This window comes from Synechococcus sp. KORDI-100 (assembly GCF_000737535.1).
In the GTDB taxonomy this organism is placed as follows: domain Bacteria; phylum Cyanobacteriota; class Cyanobacteriia; order PCC-6307; family Cyanobiaceae; genus Parasynechococcus.
Map to the genome: position 1 here is coordinate 843310 of NZ_CP006269.1, position 14314 is coordinate 857623.

The window sequence follows — 14314 nt, forward strand, 5'->3', positions numbered from 1 at the left end:
GGCCGGCTTCGTTACGACGCGTCAGGGTTCGTTACGTGTCGCAATGGAAGCGGGCCTGGCTCGACCCTCTGAGGCCCATTGCTTGAGCATGTTCAGCTGTTCACTTGCCGTGCGGGACAGCGGAATGAGCTGTGATGCGGCACGGATGAGATCGGTTTCCATCAGCTCGCGTCGCTCGGCGAAGGCCAGGTGCATCGCTTCGATCACCGTCTGCTCCAATTCCGCGCCCGAGAAACCGTCGCTGCGGCTCACGACGGTGTCCAGCGGCAGCGACAAACCAGGACGGCGGCGTCCGAGATGCAGATCCAGGATGCTGCGGCGTTCCTCGCCGCTGGGGAGATCCAGGAGAAAGATTTCGTCGAAGCGCCCCTTGCGCAGCAGTTCGGGTGGCAGTCGTTCGATTCCATTCGCCGTCGCCACCACGAACACCGGGGATGATTTCTCAGCCATCCAGGTGAGCACGCTGGCCAGGACCCGTTGGCTGGTGCCGCCGTCGCTGCGACCGTCACCGCCGAAGCCTTTGTCGATCTCATCGATCCAGAGCACACAGGGAGCCATCGCTTCTGCGCGTTGGATGGTCTCCCGTGTCCTTGCTTCGCTGGCACCCACCAATCCAGCGAAGAGACGACCAACGTCCAGCCGCAGCAGCGGCATGGACCAGCTTCCTGCAATCGCCTTGGCCGTCAGCGACTTGCCTGTTCCCTGAGGGCCCACCAGAAGCACCCCGCGAGGCAGGGGCAATCCGAAACGGCGTGCATCCTCTGAGAAGGCCCGATGCCGTTGTTCCAGCCAGGCTTTCAGCGCATCGAGGCCTCCGATCGCTTCCGTGCCGTTTTCAGAGTCGCAGAACTCGAGCACTTCGCTGCGAGCGATGGTCTGGCGTTTTTCATCCAGCACCTCGATCAGATCGTCTGCCCCCAGGCATCCACGGCGTGCCAGGGCCCTTGCTGCCACCTGGCGGACGCGCAGTTCACTGAGGCCGCTGCAGGCTTGCGTGAGCTCCTCCAGAACGGAGGGCTCCAGTGGTGCTCCGCTCCCCGCCGCGATGCTGTTGAGCAGCTGACGCAGATCCTCGGCCTCCGGTAACGGCAGATCGAGCAACGTGATGGCTTCCTCGAGGTCTGCCGGTGGACTCCAGCTGCCACTGCACAGCACCAGGGTGTGGGGGGTGCTGCGGAGATGGGTGCTGAGGTTCCGCAGCATCCTGGCGATGCCTGGGTCATCGCAGAACCGGTGGAAGTCTTTGACAAGCAGCACGGTGGGGCTGCTCTCCTCCAGCTGCTGGAGCCACTGCAGCACGGCCATCGGCTGGCGCGCGCCCAGGCCATCAGCATTGAGAACGCCGGTCAGTCCCTCGATGAAGTCCCATTGCGCCAGACGTCTCTGCAGGCGTTTGGTCGCCTGCAACATCAGGGTTTCGACGCGACTTTCCTCGCTGCTGCGGATCCAGATCAGTGGAGTGCGGGAACGGATCAGCAGATCGAGCTGAGCGGTCCAGGTGACGCTGCTCATCGGCGTTGAAAGTTCCGCAGTGCCTGCCAGCGCGGATCGCTCGGTTCGCCGCCGCTGGTGTGGTCGCCGCCGGATTCCCTTGGCAGCGGGGGACCGGGGCAGTGGCTGCCGCAGTGGTTCACCACAGGCAATTGAAGACTCAGCTGCTCGAACACCCATTGCTCTGGGTCAAAACGTCCGCGTGGATCGAGACATTCCACAAGCCCCTCCATCGCCGAGATGTCCTCGGATTCCTGAAGTTGTCCGTCGGAGGGTGGCGCGTCGCCGAGCCAGATCAGTTCCGATGGCTGGCAGATGAGCTGTTGATTGAACTGGCCGAGACATCGATCACAGGTCAGCGTGATGATCGTGGAGAGCTCTCCCTCAACGGAGAGGACGTTGCCACGATGTTCAGCGGTGAGTTCGCCCCTCACCGGCGTGAGGGATTTCAACGACTCGAGCTGGCCCTCGACGGACCAGGTGCGAGGAGCAGCAAGGGCTCTCAGTTCCTGAAGGGCAACAGGCTCCAGGCCCTCGATCATTTTCCGCCTTTGGGTTCGAAGGGGAGCCGGGAATCACTCACGCTGCCCGCTGCCGTGGCGGTGGCTGTCACGGTCTGCTGCGCCAGTTGCTGGTCGAGAATGGTCTGCAGGTTCTCCGGCAGAGCCTCCCTCGTGAGGATGAAGGTCTGCAGGGCCTGGAAGATGTTGGCAATCACCATGTAGAGCAGGACGCCTGCCGGCAGGGGGAAAAACAGGAACATCCCGGTGATCATGAAGGGGGTGATCTTGTTGGCCGTAGCCTGCTGCGGGTTGGCAGGCATTCCCATTCCAGAAAGGAGTTGGGAGAGGAACAAAGTCAAGCCGAAGGAACCCACCAGGATGGCGATGTCCCAGTTGATCGCACCATCGGCATAGAAACCGACCTGCCCGAGAGCCTTGATGAACAGGAATCCGCTTCTTGCCGCCAAGCCTGGAATCTTGGCTTCAACCGTGGCATCACCCGGGGCCAGTGCGGTGATGGTTCCATCAGAGCTGACGCTGAGGACGTCATCCCCCTTGCTCAGACTCCAGGTTGGTGCGAACCGTGCTGGATCCTCTGCACCTTGAAGGACATCCGCGAACGAACGGCCGTCCTTGGTGTGCAGGCTGATGCTGGCACTGTCGCCGACACCGATCTTGTTGCCGCGGGGCAGGCTGGCGATCACGGGCACGTGATCGGTTTCGCCGATGAAGATGGAATGGCTGGCACTGTTGAACGGCTTCGGTTCAACCGTTGCAATCTGTTCCGCTGGAAGCACCTTGACGTTGATGGTGTAAGGCACATCGGCGAACGGTGAGCCCCGCAGGGTGGCGAACAGAGCAAACAGGATGGGCATCTGCACCAGGAGGGGAAGGCAGCCCGCCAGGGGGCTCCCGAACTCCTTCATCACCTTCCCGAGCTCCTGCTGCTGCTTCTGAATGTTGTCGGCGTAACGGCTTTTGATCTCCGCCTGACGTTTCTGAATCACCGGCTGGGCGATCCTCATCCTCCGGGCACTGCGGATCGAGCCGGCGCTTAGTGGATACAGAGCGACTCTGATCACGAGCGTGAGAGCCACGATCGCCAGGCCATAACTCGGAACCAATCCGTAGAAAAAGTCCAGGATCGGGATGAGTAGGTTGTCGGAGATGTATCCGATCACGTGGAAGCTCCCGTTGGTTTGGAGGCGGTCTAACGCCAGTGTGCAATAAAGGTGGACTCAGGCGGCGAAGCCTTCAACCGGCTTCTGCTCGGGGGTGGACTGGCGTTCAGCTATGCGTTCGAGGATGTAGGTCTCAACATCACGAAACCTGGGCACGGAACGCAATTCCAGCCGAGCACCATCACTGAGCACCAGAACCATGTCGCCCCAGGCGCCGAATCCTCGAGGCACGCTGCGAACCTCCTTGATCTGGCTGTAGACGACCTGGGTCTTGTCCCGGCCCAGCCAGCCACCACTGACGGAGACCCTGCGACTGGTGATACAGAAACGCAGCCAGATCGCTCGCACGATCGCACCCACGGTGAATGGCAGGGCGATCAATGTGAAGCCGAGCAGCAGGTTGAAGATCAGGTCACCACGGGCAGGACCTCCCTCGTAGTGAACCTGTTCAGCGGAGGTGGATGTCATCACTCCAGACCGGCGGATTTCAGCAGACTGTCGCATTCTTCCAGCAACTGTGATTCCTCGGCGTCGGATGCGCCCGGTCGAAGGCTGATCAGAAGCCAGCGACCTGCCAGGTCAACACGCTGCTCCAGGCGAGTTCTCAGATAGGAATGGAAAAGACGCCGCAGTCGATTGCGGCGGACAGCACGCTTGTGCACCTTGCTGCTGATCACCACGGCGCAGCGGCAGCATCGGGCCGGTTGGTGGCGCAGCTCGGGCCTGAGCAAGGACACGTCGCCGTCCAGCGTCCGCAGCACCATCCAGTGACCGTGGTGACGGCGTGCCCTGCGATGAAGATGTTGGAAGCAACGCTGCCCCCTCAGTCGCATCGCAGTGGGCAGCGCCATGGGTTGTGCTGTCGGGACGGGGGAGCGGACGCACTGACTGACGTCAGACGGCCAGTCGTGACCGACCCCGTTTGCGCCGGGTGCGGATCACACGGCGGCCAGTGTGCGAGCGCATGCGAACACGGAATCCGGATACCCGTTTGCGCTTCCTGCTTGTTCCTCCGAGGGTTCGTTTGGTCATTGCTGCGTCGTGGCGTCCGGCCGATCAGAACTAATGAACCTACCAGTCAGTCCATGTCGACAAGCCAGCTACCCCTGTAACCGGACATCGGGACGTCTCCCGGGGCCTGGACTAGAGCGTTGAACTGGTACATCCGCTTTCCCTGGGGATTGAACATCTTGATCAGCAGCGCGTAATCGCCATCGATGGGAACGGGTTGGTCCGGAAAGACTTCGATGGCGGTCTGGTTGTCGTTCACTTCGATGGTCGCCGGAATTTCCTCGATGCATTTGGTGCGACTGAGCATGCTGCCTTTGGTGACCCTGCAAAGCGCCATGCGGCGGGGCTTCAGCTTGGAATCGAAGTAATCCGGCACTGTCACCGTCAGCTTCAGGATGGCGGTCTTGCGATCCTTTTCTCTCAGGGTCAGGTACCACTCAGCGCGTTCATTCGGGATGGTTGAGGTCTGGTAGTAGTACAGCCTGCGGTAGTCCCTGTCGGAGTCCCAGCGGAATTCCATCAGACCTGAGGTGCCCTGGGCGATGGCCGGCCTGGAGTCAAGGCCTGTCAGGCCTCCAACCAGTATCAGGCCACCGACAACCGCGACGGAGCTCTTGAGCAGAAAGGACCGGATCATCACCATAAATTCAGTTGTAGGGATTCTCCTGAGACCAATGCCTGGAAGGCTTGGGCTTGGGCCGGCCAGCCAGCTGTCAGTTGTGACTGAGTCTGTCTGGGCGAAGCAGGCGGGCCTCTTCTAGATAGGGGTGGGCCGGATCCCGATCGGAGGGCATCCAGACGTGGGCAAGCAGTCGGATGCACCGAGGCAGGTCTCCGCTGACAGCCATCTGTTGACAATCGAGCAGGGCAACGGCATCCCAGCCCTGCCGACGACGGGCGACCGCGGCCGGGAAGCAGGCATCGAGATCGGCAGTGACGGAAAACGTCAGCGACACGATCTGGTCCGGATTCAGCCCGTTGTGCTCCATCAGCGCATCGATGAGGCACGCCACAGCGCTCTCGATCGCTGCCACCGAGTTGACAGGGCAGGTGGTTGCTCCCCGCAGACCGATCAGTTTCAGATCAGAGCCGGTCATGGCCGGTACAGCCAGAGAACCTGACCGCTGCCCATGAGCTCGAGGTTCAAACGCTCCAGCAGTGGCTTCAGAAGACGGGAACCCGGAAGCAGATTGCTCAACCTGCGCTTGCTTTTCCCGAGCGTCACGAGCTTGGCGTTGTCCTCATCGAGGTCAGCCAGTCGGGCAGCCAGACGGCGGGCATGCTCCTCATCCCCAAGTTCATCGACGAGTCCGAGATCGAGGGCTTGCTCTCCGCTGAAGACCCGTCCGTCAGCGAACGTTCGCACGGTGTCGGCGCTCAGACCGCGACCCTCTGAAACGACGCCAACGAACTGGCTGTAGCTGCTGTCGATCAGCTGTTGCAGGAGCTCGCGTTCGGCGTCGCTGAGGGGTCGGTCAGGCGAGAGGATGTCCTTGAAGAGTCCGCTTTTGACGGTGTCGAAGCGGATTCCGATCCGCTCAAACAGTCGGGACAGGTCGTTGCCGCGCAGGATGACGCCGATCGACCCGGTGATCGTGCCTGGATTTGACACGATTTTCTCGGCCGCAACGCCGATGTAGACACCGCCGGAGGCCGAAATATTGCCGAAGCTGGCCACCACCCGGCATCCCGTCTCGCGCAGACGCATCAAGGCGGCATGAATCTCCTGGCTGTCTCCGACGGTTCCGCCGGGGGAATCAATCCGCAGCAACAGGGCTGGGAATTCCCGTTCTTCCACTTCCTTGAGCGCTTTCAGCACCCGTTGGCGGGTGCTGCCACTGATCGGTCCCTCCAGAACGACACGCGCCATTCGACGGCGGGATTTACGGCGCCAGGGCCAGACCATGTCTCACATCACTTGTACGCCGGATCTTAAAAAAGGCCCTGATGCGCCCTGCCATGGCCTCCGTCCGCCTCTGGCTGCTGATGCTGCTCCCCTTCGCTCTCTGGGGGACTGCCATGACGGCGATGGCACCGCTGCTCGAATCGGGCGGCAGCTGGCTGGTTGCTGCTCTGCGGCTGCTCCCTGCCGGGGTCGCTCTGATCGTCTGGGTGGCCTGCAGTGGTCGCAGCCTGTTCATCGACAGCAGGGATCTCGGCTGGTTTGCCCTGTTCACCCTGGTGGATGCCTGCCTGTTCCAGGGACTTCTTGCCCATGGCCTTTCTGGCACTGGTGCAGGCCTCGGGTCGGTGTTGATCGACTGCCAGCCCCTGATCGTGGCCCTGTTGGCTCGCGCCTTGTTCGCCGACTCGATCAATCCGGTGGGATGGGTCGGTCTCGGACTCGGCTTTGCAGGAATTCTCTGCCTGGGTGTTCCGGCAGAACTGCTCGGGCACTGGTGGCTCCTGCGGGATCTGCCAGCGGTGATTGAAGTGTTTCAACCCGGGGAGGTCACGATGCTTCTGGCCGCCCTCGCCATGGCTCTCGGCACGGTTCTGATTCGTTTTGCCTGCCGTTACAGCGATCCGATCGCGGCCACCGGTTGGCACATGATCCTGGGTGGACTGCCGCTACTGCTGATCGCAGCACTGGATCGCCATTTCAGCCTGCCTGCCTGGGATGCAATGGATTGGCTTCGGATGGCGTTTGCGAGCCTTCTGGGCAGTGCCCTGGCCTATGGCCTGTTCTTCTGGTTCGCGAACCGCCGCGATCTCACGAGTTTCAGCAGCCTCGGTTTTCTTACTCCGGTCTTTGCGCTGGCCACCGGCGGATGGCTTCTCGGCGAACGCCTGACGTCCGTGCAGTGGGTTGGGGTGCTGATGGTGCTGCTCTCGGTGGTCTGTGTGAGTCAGCGGCGGAGGTTGTGGGAGCCGGACGGCAGGGTGGAGGGATGAAGGACTCAAGCCTGAGGCTGGTGCTGATCAGCACCCCGATCGGTGCTCTCGGAAGCGGTCGGGGCGGAGGTGTGGAACTCACCTTGCGCTCGCTGGTTCAGGGCCTGGTTGGAAGGCAGCACCAGCTGACGCTGGTTGCTCCACGCGGGTCCGAACGGCCCCAGGGTTGCGATGCGGTGGAGCTGCTTGAGGTTGACGGCGTTGATCAACCGAGTTGGCAACACGCCTCCGAGGCTGCATCGGTGGAAATTCCCAGGAATGCGGTGTTGCCCCGCCTGCTGGATGTCGCTTTGCAGCGGGCTGACAAGGCTGATGCTCTGTTGAATTTCGGATACGACTGGTTGCCGCTGTGGATCACCCCTCACATTCAGCAGCCGTTGTTCCACCTGATCAGCATGGGCGCTGTCACGACGGTGATGGGGGAGGCGATTGAGGCACTGGGCCGCTGGGATCAGAGGCGTCTGGCCTTTCACACCGCGCGTCAGGCGTCTGATTTCACGCTTCCAAATCTCCCCTGTGTGGTCGGCAACGGCTTCGATCTGCAGGCTTATCGCTTCCAACCCGCGGAGAACGGCCCCCTGGGATGGGCGGGCCGCATCGCACCGGAAAAGGGTCTGGAAGATGCCGCAGCAGCGGCCGCGGCCTTGGGCGATCGTCTCCTCGTCTGGGGTCTGCGTGAAGATGAGGTCTATGCGGCCGCCGTCGAATCAGCTGTTCCACCGGGAACCATTGAATGGCGGGGGTTTCTGTCGACGGAGGATCTGCAGCGGGACCTTGGCGCCTGCAGGGCTCTGATCAACACGCCGAAATGGAATGAGGCCTACGGGAATGTGGTGGTGGAGGCGATGGCTTGCGGTGTGCCGGTGATTGCCTACGACCGCGGCGGCCCAGGTGAATTGATCGTGCCTGGTGAGAACGGTCTCTTGGTTCCTCCCGATGACGTTTCGGCTTTGGCTGAATCGATCCGCCGCTGCGGCGAAATCGACCGTTACGCCTGCCGTCACTGGGCCGAACGCCATGCCTCCCAGGATGTCTTCAGCGGTCGTGTGGAAGCCTGGATCCGCGCTGGTCTGGCAGCGGATGGCAACATCACCGCGATGCAGTGAGGACTCAGCGGTGGAGGTGAGCGGCCGTCAGCGGCGATGGGTGCTGGGGCTGGTTCTGTTCTGTGGTGTTCTGCTGTGTCTGTGGAGGCTTGGTGCCACCGGGGTGACCGATGAGACCCCGCCCCTGTTCGCTGCGGCCGGCCGCGGCATGGTCGACAGCGGGGACTGGCTGACGCCGAGGGTGAACGGGCTGCCCCGTTACGACAAGCCTCCCCTGATCTACTGGCTGATGGCGCTGGGCTATGCCTTGCCTGGCTCCTCGGTCTGGGATCCCCTTGGCAGCTGGGCAGCGCGGTTGCCATCGGCGTTGTCCAGCATCGTGATGATGCTGGCCTTGGCAGACACCCTGCTGCGCTGGCCACGTCCCGAGGATCCAAGGCCCGCCTGGACAGCGGTGGCAGGGTCCCTCAGTTTTGGCCTGTCCCCACTGGTGCTCGTCTGGAGCCGAACGGCGGTGAGCGATGCCCTGCTCTGTGCCCTGCTTGGCCTCAGTCTGCTGTTCCAGTGGCGCCGCTTTGCCGACCCTCGGCGGACCCGCTGGTGGACCGCATGGGTCGTGCTCGGCCTTGCTGTTCTGGCCAAGGGGCCGGTCGCCGTCGTCCTCTCGGGTCTGACGTTGCTTCTGTTCTGCGCCCTGCGTCGGGACCTCCGGACGGCATGGGGGCGGCTCCGGCCACTGCCAGGACTCGTGATCACGGCTCTGATCAGCCTGCCCTGGTATGCCGCTGAACTGCTGGTGGAGGGGCAACCCTTCTGGGACAGCTTTTTCGGATATCACAATCTCCAGCGCTTCACCTCCGTGGTCAACGACCACCTTCAGCCCTGGTGGTTTTTTGGACCGGTGATGTTGATCGCGGCCCTGCCGTTCACTCCCCTGCTCCTGGTCTCCATCGTCGAGCAGCCTCGTCTGCGGCCGGAGCCGGATCAGTCCTTGCAGCAGTTCGCCTGGTGCTGGCTGATGGCCGTGTTGCTGCTGTTCACCTCCGCCGCCACCAAGCTTCCCAGCTACTGGCTTCCAGCCACCCCGGCAGCCGCGCTTCTGATCACCGCTGCACTTCACGGGCGCCAGGGAGGCCGGACCATCGCCTGGGCCGCCACAGCCCTCCTGACCCTTGTTCTGGCGGCGGGGTTCTGGGGCTCTGCTCAATGGATCCCCTTGATCAATGACCCCGAGATGCCGACGCTGTCGGTGGACCTTCTTGCCAGTGGCTTTGTGCTTCGCGCTGGAGCCTGGTTCACCCTGGCGGGTCTGCTCTGCTGCCTTCTCTGGCGTCGCACCGGCCTCGTTCGCCTGCTCACCATGCAGGCCTCTCTGCTGCTGTTTCATCTGAACGCCCTGATTCCGATCGCGGAGCTGGGTGATCAGCTGCGGCAGCGGCCTGTCCGTGACGCGGCAGTCCAGATGGAGCTTCAACGCCAGCCAGGGGAGCCCCTGGCCATGGTGGGAGCGATGAAACCATCCCTGCATTTCCACACAGGAGATGTGGTGCTGTACGAGGGGCGCTCCGAAGGTGCCCTGGTCAATCTCTCCGATCGTCTGGCCCACGAACGCAGACGTGGCTGGCAGGGCAGGCCTCTTTCTGATGATGAGGCTTCACCGACCGTGCTGGTGCTGATCGATGGCGGAACAGCCCGCCAGGATCACTGGAGCAACATGCAACCGCAGATTCTGGGGGAGTTCGGGATCTATTCGCTGTGGCGGGTTGACCGTCGCCGCCTGGAGGCTCGTGCGGGTGACCTCCGCAGCGAAGGCGTCGATCCTGACTGGCGCGATCCACGGCCGGAACGCTTCTGATCTTAGTCCTGGGGGGGCGTCTTCCCGTAGCCGGTCATGCGGAAGTCATCGCGGTAGTACGACCTGATCCGTCGGAGTTCGCGTTTCGACAGTTCGTTTGCGCTGAGTCGTGAAGGCGATCGATTGGTGTGCGGTGCTGGCCCGGTGATCCGTCCCTGAGGATCGATCAGCTGCAACAGGTGGCGCCAATCCTGCTCAAATCGTTCCACCCTGCCGATGAACTGGGGCAGGCCTGCTCGCAGCCAGAGGGCCTGCGGTTGGAAGATTGTTAATTTGCGCAGGCGACCCTGATGCAGGTCGTCCACCATCTCGCTCAGGGATGGCTGCGCCTCAAGCAGATGCAGGCGATAGCGCTTGGTCGGGCTGAGGTCTGCCTCCGACAACCGACGCAGCTGTCGTTCGGTTCTCAGCGCAACCCGCAGGTTGTAGTTGCAAGCCGACAGGAACCGGCTGACAGGATGACGGACAAAGGTGAAGCGCAGATAGTCGCGCCAGTCCTCCGGCAGGTCATGTCGTTTGTGATGGCTGTGTTCGTGAGGGATTCCGAAGGCCGACTCAATGGACTGTCCAGCGCACTTCGGGATGTGGAGAAAAATCAGTTTCCACTTCGGCAGGATCAGACTCATGCAGAGAACCTCTGGCGGTGACAGAAGCCGCAGACCTCCCAGAGATTGATCTCACCGTTCGGAGCGGGGCGGCCGCAACGGGGGCACTGCCCCATGCCGTGGACGTCGCAGCGGCTCGGGTGCCTGGCCCAGATCGAGGCTTCGCTCTCAAGGGTTTCCTGAACGCGGCTGTGATGCTGTTGGACGCGGAGATCGCGGACGGGGTGGCCGGCCGCCTTCATGGCGGCCAGCAGTTGCAGACGGTTGTATTGGAGGGCTTGACGCCACTGGGGATGACTCGCGCCCACCGTGAGCACGCCCCGTTGCAGAGTCAAAGGCCTGCAGTGGGGTGCCAGCTGCTCTCCGGCGATTCTCGGCCAGTCCTGCCAGAGCCCTGCCAGGCCGCCATCTCGGCGCCATTGGCGACTGAGGTCGTCAAGGCAGTCACTCAGCGCGGATGCATTAGTCGGTGGTGCCGGCTGGAGGATTTCAAGCCCCTTCAGACGTCGACGCTGGGGATCTGGAGCCACGGCCATGGTGTGAGCGTAGGGGTGAATCGCCTGGATCTCGCTACCCTCAGCCTGGATCCGCTGTTCCGTTCATGGGCTTCTTCGACCGGCTTGGCCGACTGGTTCGAGCCAACGCCAATGCCGCTGTCAGCAGCATGGAGGATCCAGCCAAGATTCTCGACCAGTCCGTCGCGGACATGCAGTCCGATCTGGTCAAGCTTCGTCAGGCGGTGGCTCTGGCGATCGCCAGTCAGAAGCGCTTGCGCAATCAGGCTGAACAGGCTGAGAGTCAGTCCAAAACCTGGTACGAGCGGGCTGAACTTGCCCTGAAGAAAGGTGAGGAGGATTTAGCCAGAGAGGCGCTCACCCGTCGCAAGACATTTCAGGAGACGGCGACGTCTCTGACGGCACAGGTTCAGGCCCAGGACGGTCAGGTGGAAACCCTGAAGAAAAGCCTGGTTTCTCTGGAGGGCAAGATCGCCCAGGCCAAGACCAAGAAGGACATGCTGAAGGCCCGCGCCCAGGCGGCGAAGGCTCAGCAGCAGCTTCAGAGCGCCGTCGGCAACATCGGAACCGATTCCGCCATGGCCGCGTTTGAGCGCATGGAGGACAAGGTTGAGCAGATGGAGGCCACGGGACAGGCCGCCGCGGAACTGGCGGGAGCCGATCTGGAGAGTCAGTTCGCGGCCTTGGAGGGGGGGAGCGATGTCGACGATGAGCTTGATGCCCTGCGACAACAGCTGAAAGGCGGGCCAGAAGCCGTCGCTCTTCCGGCCGCCGAGAGCTCTGAAGAGGTCAAAGCCGTCAAGGTGGAGGAGGTTGACGCAGATCTTGAGGATCTCAAGAGATCCATCGACAAGCTCTGAATCCGCTCATCAGAGGTCGGGGAACTCCATAGGATCAAGGGGTCTGATTGCAAGTCCCTTGGCTGGAGCCGTCTCCGATTTCACTGACTCTGGATTCGAGCAGGAGGTGCTAACGGCCTCAGGCACTGTTCTGGTTGATTTCTGGGCGTCCTGGTGCGGGCCCTGCAGGTTGATTGCCCCCCTGATGGACTGGGCTGCAGAGACCTACACCGATCGGCTTTCGGTGGGAAAGCTTGAGGTGGATGGCAATCCCTCAACCCGTGATCGTTACCAGGTGCAGGGGATTCCCACCCTGATGCTGTTCCGGGATGGTGAGGAGCTGGCCCGCCATGAAGGGGCCATTGCGAAGCCTCAGCTTCAGGCCTTCCTGGATGCGCATCTCTAACCGTCTCGAGGCTCTCGGGAATGGGGTTTTCGCCCGAACCGACGAGCGCAAGCGTCTTTACCGATGCAGCGCGCAGCACGGCCATGGTCCCGGGCTGATCGATCTATCGCTCGGTTCCTCTGATCTGCCACCGCCGGACCGGGTTCTGCAGGCGATGGCCGAAGCGATGCATCGTCCAGGCACATCCTCGTACTGCCTCCACGCCGGTACAGCACCATTCCGTCAGGCCGTTGCTGCCTGGTGTCAGCGCCGATTTGACGTCGAGGTCGATCCTGACCGAGAGGTGCAGCTGTTGATCGGCTCTCAGGAGGGAACGGCGCATCTGCCACTGGCGATCCTCAATCCCGGCGATGCGGCGTTGATGCTTGATCCCAGCTATCCATCCCATCGCGGCGGTCTTGTCCTCGCGGGCGCGGAGGTCATCAGCCTGCGTCTCGATCACGACACGGCATGGCTGCCACAACTAGATCGCCTGCCCCTCAGTGCCTGGGAACGCATCAAGTTGTTCGTCCTCGGCTATCCCCACAACCCCACGGCCCGGGTCGGAAATCAGGCTCTGCTGGATCAGATCATGGCTCTGGGCTGTCGCCATGACGCGGTGATTGCCAACGACAATCCCTACGTGGACCTCGCCCTCGATGGACAGGCTCCAACCCTGTTGCACAGTCCAGGCTGGCGCCAGCGAGGGATCGAATTTTTCTCCTTGTCGAAGGGTTGGTGTCTGGGAGGGTTCAGGCTCGCTTTCGCGGTTGGAGCCGAGCCCCTGATCACTGCGCTGCGACAGCTGAAAGGCGTGGTGGATTTCAATCAATCCCTTGCTCTCCAGCAGGGAGCCATCTGTGCTCTTGAGGCCTGTCAGCACTGGCCCGCGCAGCTGCGGGACACCTATCGCGAGCGACGCGACGGGGTCGTTTCCGCGTTCCAAGCCCACGGTTGGCGAGTGCCGCAGCCGGAGGTCGGCATGTACATCTGGATGCCGATGCCGGTGCGGGCTTTGGAGCTTGGCTGGAGTGATGAGCGCTGCGCCTCGGAACTTCTTGAGCGCAGCGGTGTGGCGTTGACACCTGGTTCCGGTTTCGGGGCCGCTGGTCGTGGCTGGCTGCGAATGGCGCTGGTGCGACCTTTATCGGAGCTTCAGCAGGCGGTGACGCGCCTCGTCGACGCGCAGGATGCACTGGCCTGAGCCCTGCTCCGGCGGCGGCGGGTTGATGGCCTGCTATCGACGACTGGCCGGGGAGGAGGCTGAGCCCTGGCTGCTTCGCCGGGTTCCCGTCTGTGCCAGCACGGAACCTCTGCTCGCCCGCTGGCTGCAGCAATCAGCTGCGCAGGATCATTCCCGTGCCGTCGTGGCTGTGCATCAGAGAAAGGCCACCGGGCAGCGCGGTCGGGTCTGGCTGGCCCCACCGGGCGGGCTCTGGGTCAGTGCAGCCCTGCCCTGGGGGGGACGCCCCGTTGCCAGTGCCGGATTGTTCGGACTCTCCGTGGTGGCAGCCATGGCGGAATGCCTGGAGCAGCGGGGCTTGCCCGTGCGGATCAAATGGCCGAATGACCTGCTGGTCGAGGGACGCAAGCTGGCTGGAGTGCTGCCGCGCCTGGTGCATCGCGGGTCGCAGCTGCGTCAGGTTCGGATCGGTTTCGGGATGAATGTGGCCAATCCCGTTCCACCCGAAGGCATTGCGCTGAAGCAATTGCTGGGACCAGCGCACCACGGGGTCGACCACTGGGGCGCTGAACTGCTGCTGGCCTTCGACCGTTGTCAGCGCCGCGCCAGCGACGGCAGTTGGTGTCTCGCTGAGATTGAACAACGTCTCTGGAGCGATCGAATTCAGGATCCAGATGACGGCAGCATCTGGACGATCGAAGGCCTGGCTCCGGACGGTGCTCTGCGGTTGCGTCATGGCTCCCGCACGTGCTGCTGGCGTCGATGGCCCTGAGCGGGTGGATTTGTGCTTTAGTCCACTGGATTT

General features: G+C 62.6%; 18 protein-coding genes. 7 read left to right on the forward strand and 11 right to left on the reverse strand.

Translation table 11 applies throughout. The features are described from left to right. Positions 1-21: 21 nt before the first annotated feature. From KR100_RS04175 to sppA, 9 genes are all read right to left on the reverse strand, one after another. Positions 22-1512 carry an AAA family ATPase gene (locus tag KR100_RS04175; protein WP_038543443.1) on the reverse strand — a complete coding sequence of 497 codons (1491 nt, stop codon included), beginning with the start codon at positions 1510-1512 and terminating at the stop codon, positions 22-24. Next, positions 1509-2033 (reverse strand): DUF177 domain-containing protein, encoded by a 525-nt coding sequence (locus KR100_RS04180; protein WP_038543445.1) that lies wholly within the window; start codon positions 2031-2033, stop codon positions 1509-1511. Before KR100_RS04180 ends, KR100_RS04175 begins: the two co-directional genes overlap by 4 nt. Then, positions 2030-3175 carry a membrane protein insertase YidC gene (gene yidC, locus KR100_RS04185; protein WP_038543448.1) on the reverse strand — a complete coding sequence of 382 codons (1146 nt, stop codon included), beginning with the start codon at positions 3173-3175 and terminating at the stop codon, positions 2030-2032. Before yidC ends, KR100_RS04180 begins: the two co-directional genes overlap by 4 nt. Positions 3176-3232: 57 nt before the next feature. Further along, on the reverse strand, positions 3233-3643 hold the full coding sequence (locus KR100_RS04190) for a PH domain-containing protein (RefSeq protein ID WP_038543450.1): 411 nt from the start codon (positions 3641-3643) through the stop codon (positions 3233-3235). Beyond that, entirely contained in the window at positions 3643-4026 is a 384-nt protein-coding gene (locus tag KR100_RS04195; RefSeq protein WP_038543452.1) for a ribonuclease P protein component, read from the reverse strand. Before KR100_RS04195 ends, KR100_RS04190 begins: the two co-directional genes overlap by 1 nt. A 43-nt stretch (positions 4027-4069) precedes the next feature. Beyond that, positions 4070-4207, reverse strand: a complete 138-nt coding sequence (gene rpmH, locus KR100_RS14845) for a 50S ribosomal protein L34 (protein ID WP_011128745.1) — start codon at positions 4205-4207, stop codon at positions 4070-4072. A gap of 46 nt (positions 4208-4253) precedes the next feature. After that, positions 4254-4823: a DUF2808 domain-containing protein gene (locus tag KR100_RS04200; protein ID WP_038547897.1), complete on the reverse strand. Its 570-nt coding sequence runs from the start codon at positions 4821-4823 to the stop codon at positions 4254-4256. 76 nt (positions 4824-4899) lie between these two features. After that, complete coding sequence (aroH, locus tag KR100_RS04205) at positions 4900-5283, reverse strand: chorismate mutase (RefSeq protein WP_038543454.1); 384 nt, start codon at positions 5281-5283, stop codon at positions 4900-4902. Further along, positions 5280-6092 carry a signal peptide peptidase SppA gene (gene sppA, locus KR100_RS04210; RefSeq protein WP_038543456.1) on the reverse strand — a complete coding sequence of 271 codons (813 nt, stop codon included), beginning with the start codon at positions 6090-6092 and terminating at the stop codon, positions 5280-5282. Before sppA ends, aroH begins: the two co-directional genes overlap by 4 nt. 53 nt (positions 6093-6145) lie before the next feature. On the opposite strand from sppA, the gene KR100_RS04215 reads away from it, so the two are divergent. Genes KR100_RS04215 through KR100_RS04225 form a run of 3 tightly spaced genes read left to right on the forward strand, consistent with a single transcriptional unit; the run spans position 6146 to position 9982 of the window. Next, entirely contained in the window at positions 6146-7081 is a 936-nt protein-coding gene (locus KR100_RS04215; RefSeq protein ID WP_038543459.1) for a DMT family transporter, read from the forward strand. Further along, the gene (locus tag KR100_RS04220) at positions 7078-8187 is read left to right on the forward strand and encodes a glycosyltransferase family 4 protein (protein ID WP_038547900.1); all 1110 of its coding nucleotides are present in this window, start codon (positions 7078-7080) and stop codon (positions 8185-8187) included. The genes KR100_RS04215 and KR100_RS04220 overlap by 4 nt, the downstream gene beginning before the upstream one ends. Further along, positions 8162-9982, forward strand: coding sequence for a glycosyltransferase family 39 protein (locus KR100_RS04225; RefSeq protein ID WP_038547903.1), 1821 nt, complete (start codon positions 8162-8164; stop codon positions 9980-9982). Before KR100_RS04220 ends, KR100_RS04225 begins: the two co-directional genes overlap by 26 nt. A 2-nt stretch (positions 9983-9984) precedes the next feature. Here KR100_RS04225 and KR100_RS04230 read toward each other — a convergent pair whose 3' ends face one another. Further along, entirely contained in the window at positions 9985-10608 is a 624-nt protein-coding gene (locus KR100_RS04230; RefSeq protein ID WP_038543461.1) for a sulfotransferase family 2 domain-containing protein, read from the reverse strand. After that, positions 10605-11123 (reverse strand): DUF721 domain-containing protein, encoded by a 519-nt coding sequence (locus KR100_RS04235; RefSeq protein WP_038543463.1) that lies wholly within the window; start codon positions 11121-11123, stop codon positions 10605-10607. The genes KR100_RS04230 and KR100_RS04235 overlap by 4 nt, the downstream gene beginning before the upstream one ends. 65 nt (positions 11124-11188) lie before the next feature. Between KR100_RS04235 and KR100_RS04240 the strand changes: the two genes are divergently transcribed. From KR100_RS04240 to KR100_RS04255, 4 genes are read left to right on the forward strand one after another with little or no spacing between them, the layout of a single operon-like run. Beyond that, positions 11189-11962 (forward strand): PspA/IM30 family protein, encoded by a 774-nt coding sequence (locus KR100_RS04240; protein ID WP_038543465.1) that lies wholly within the window; start codon positions 11189-11191, stop codon positions 11960-11962. A gap of 58 nt (positions 11963-12020) precedes the next feature. After that, positions 12021-12347: a thioredoxin gene (gene trxA / locus KR100_RS04245; protein ID WP_038543467.1), complete on the forward strand. Its 327-nt coding sequence runs from the start codon at positions 12021-12023 to the stop codon at positions 12345-12347. Further along, positions 12334-13530 carry an aminotransferase class I/II-fold pyridoxal phosphate-dependent enzyme gene (locus KR100_RS04250; RefSeq protein WP_038543469.1) on the forward strand — a complete coding sequence of 399 codons (1197 nt, stop codon included), beginning with the start codon at positions 12334-12336 and terminating at the stop codon, positions 13528-13530. Before trxA ends, KR100_RS04250 begins: the two co-directional genes overlap by 14 nt. Further along, positions 13517-14281 (forward strand): biotin--[acetyl-CoA-carboxylase] ligase, encoded by a 765-nt coding sequence (locus tag KR100_RS04255; protein ID WP_038543471.1) that lies wholly within the window; start codon positions 13517-13519, stop codon positions 14279-14281. The genes KR100_RS04250 and KR100_RS04255 overlap by 14 nt, the downstream gene beginning before the upstream one ends. The last annotated feature ends 33 nt before the right edge of the window (positions 14282-14314 follow it).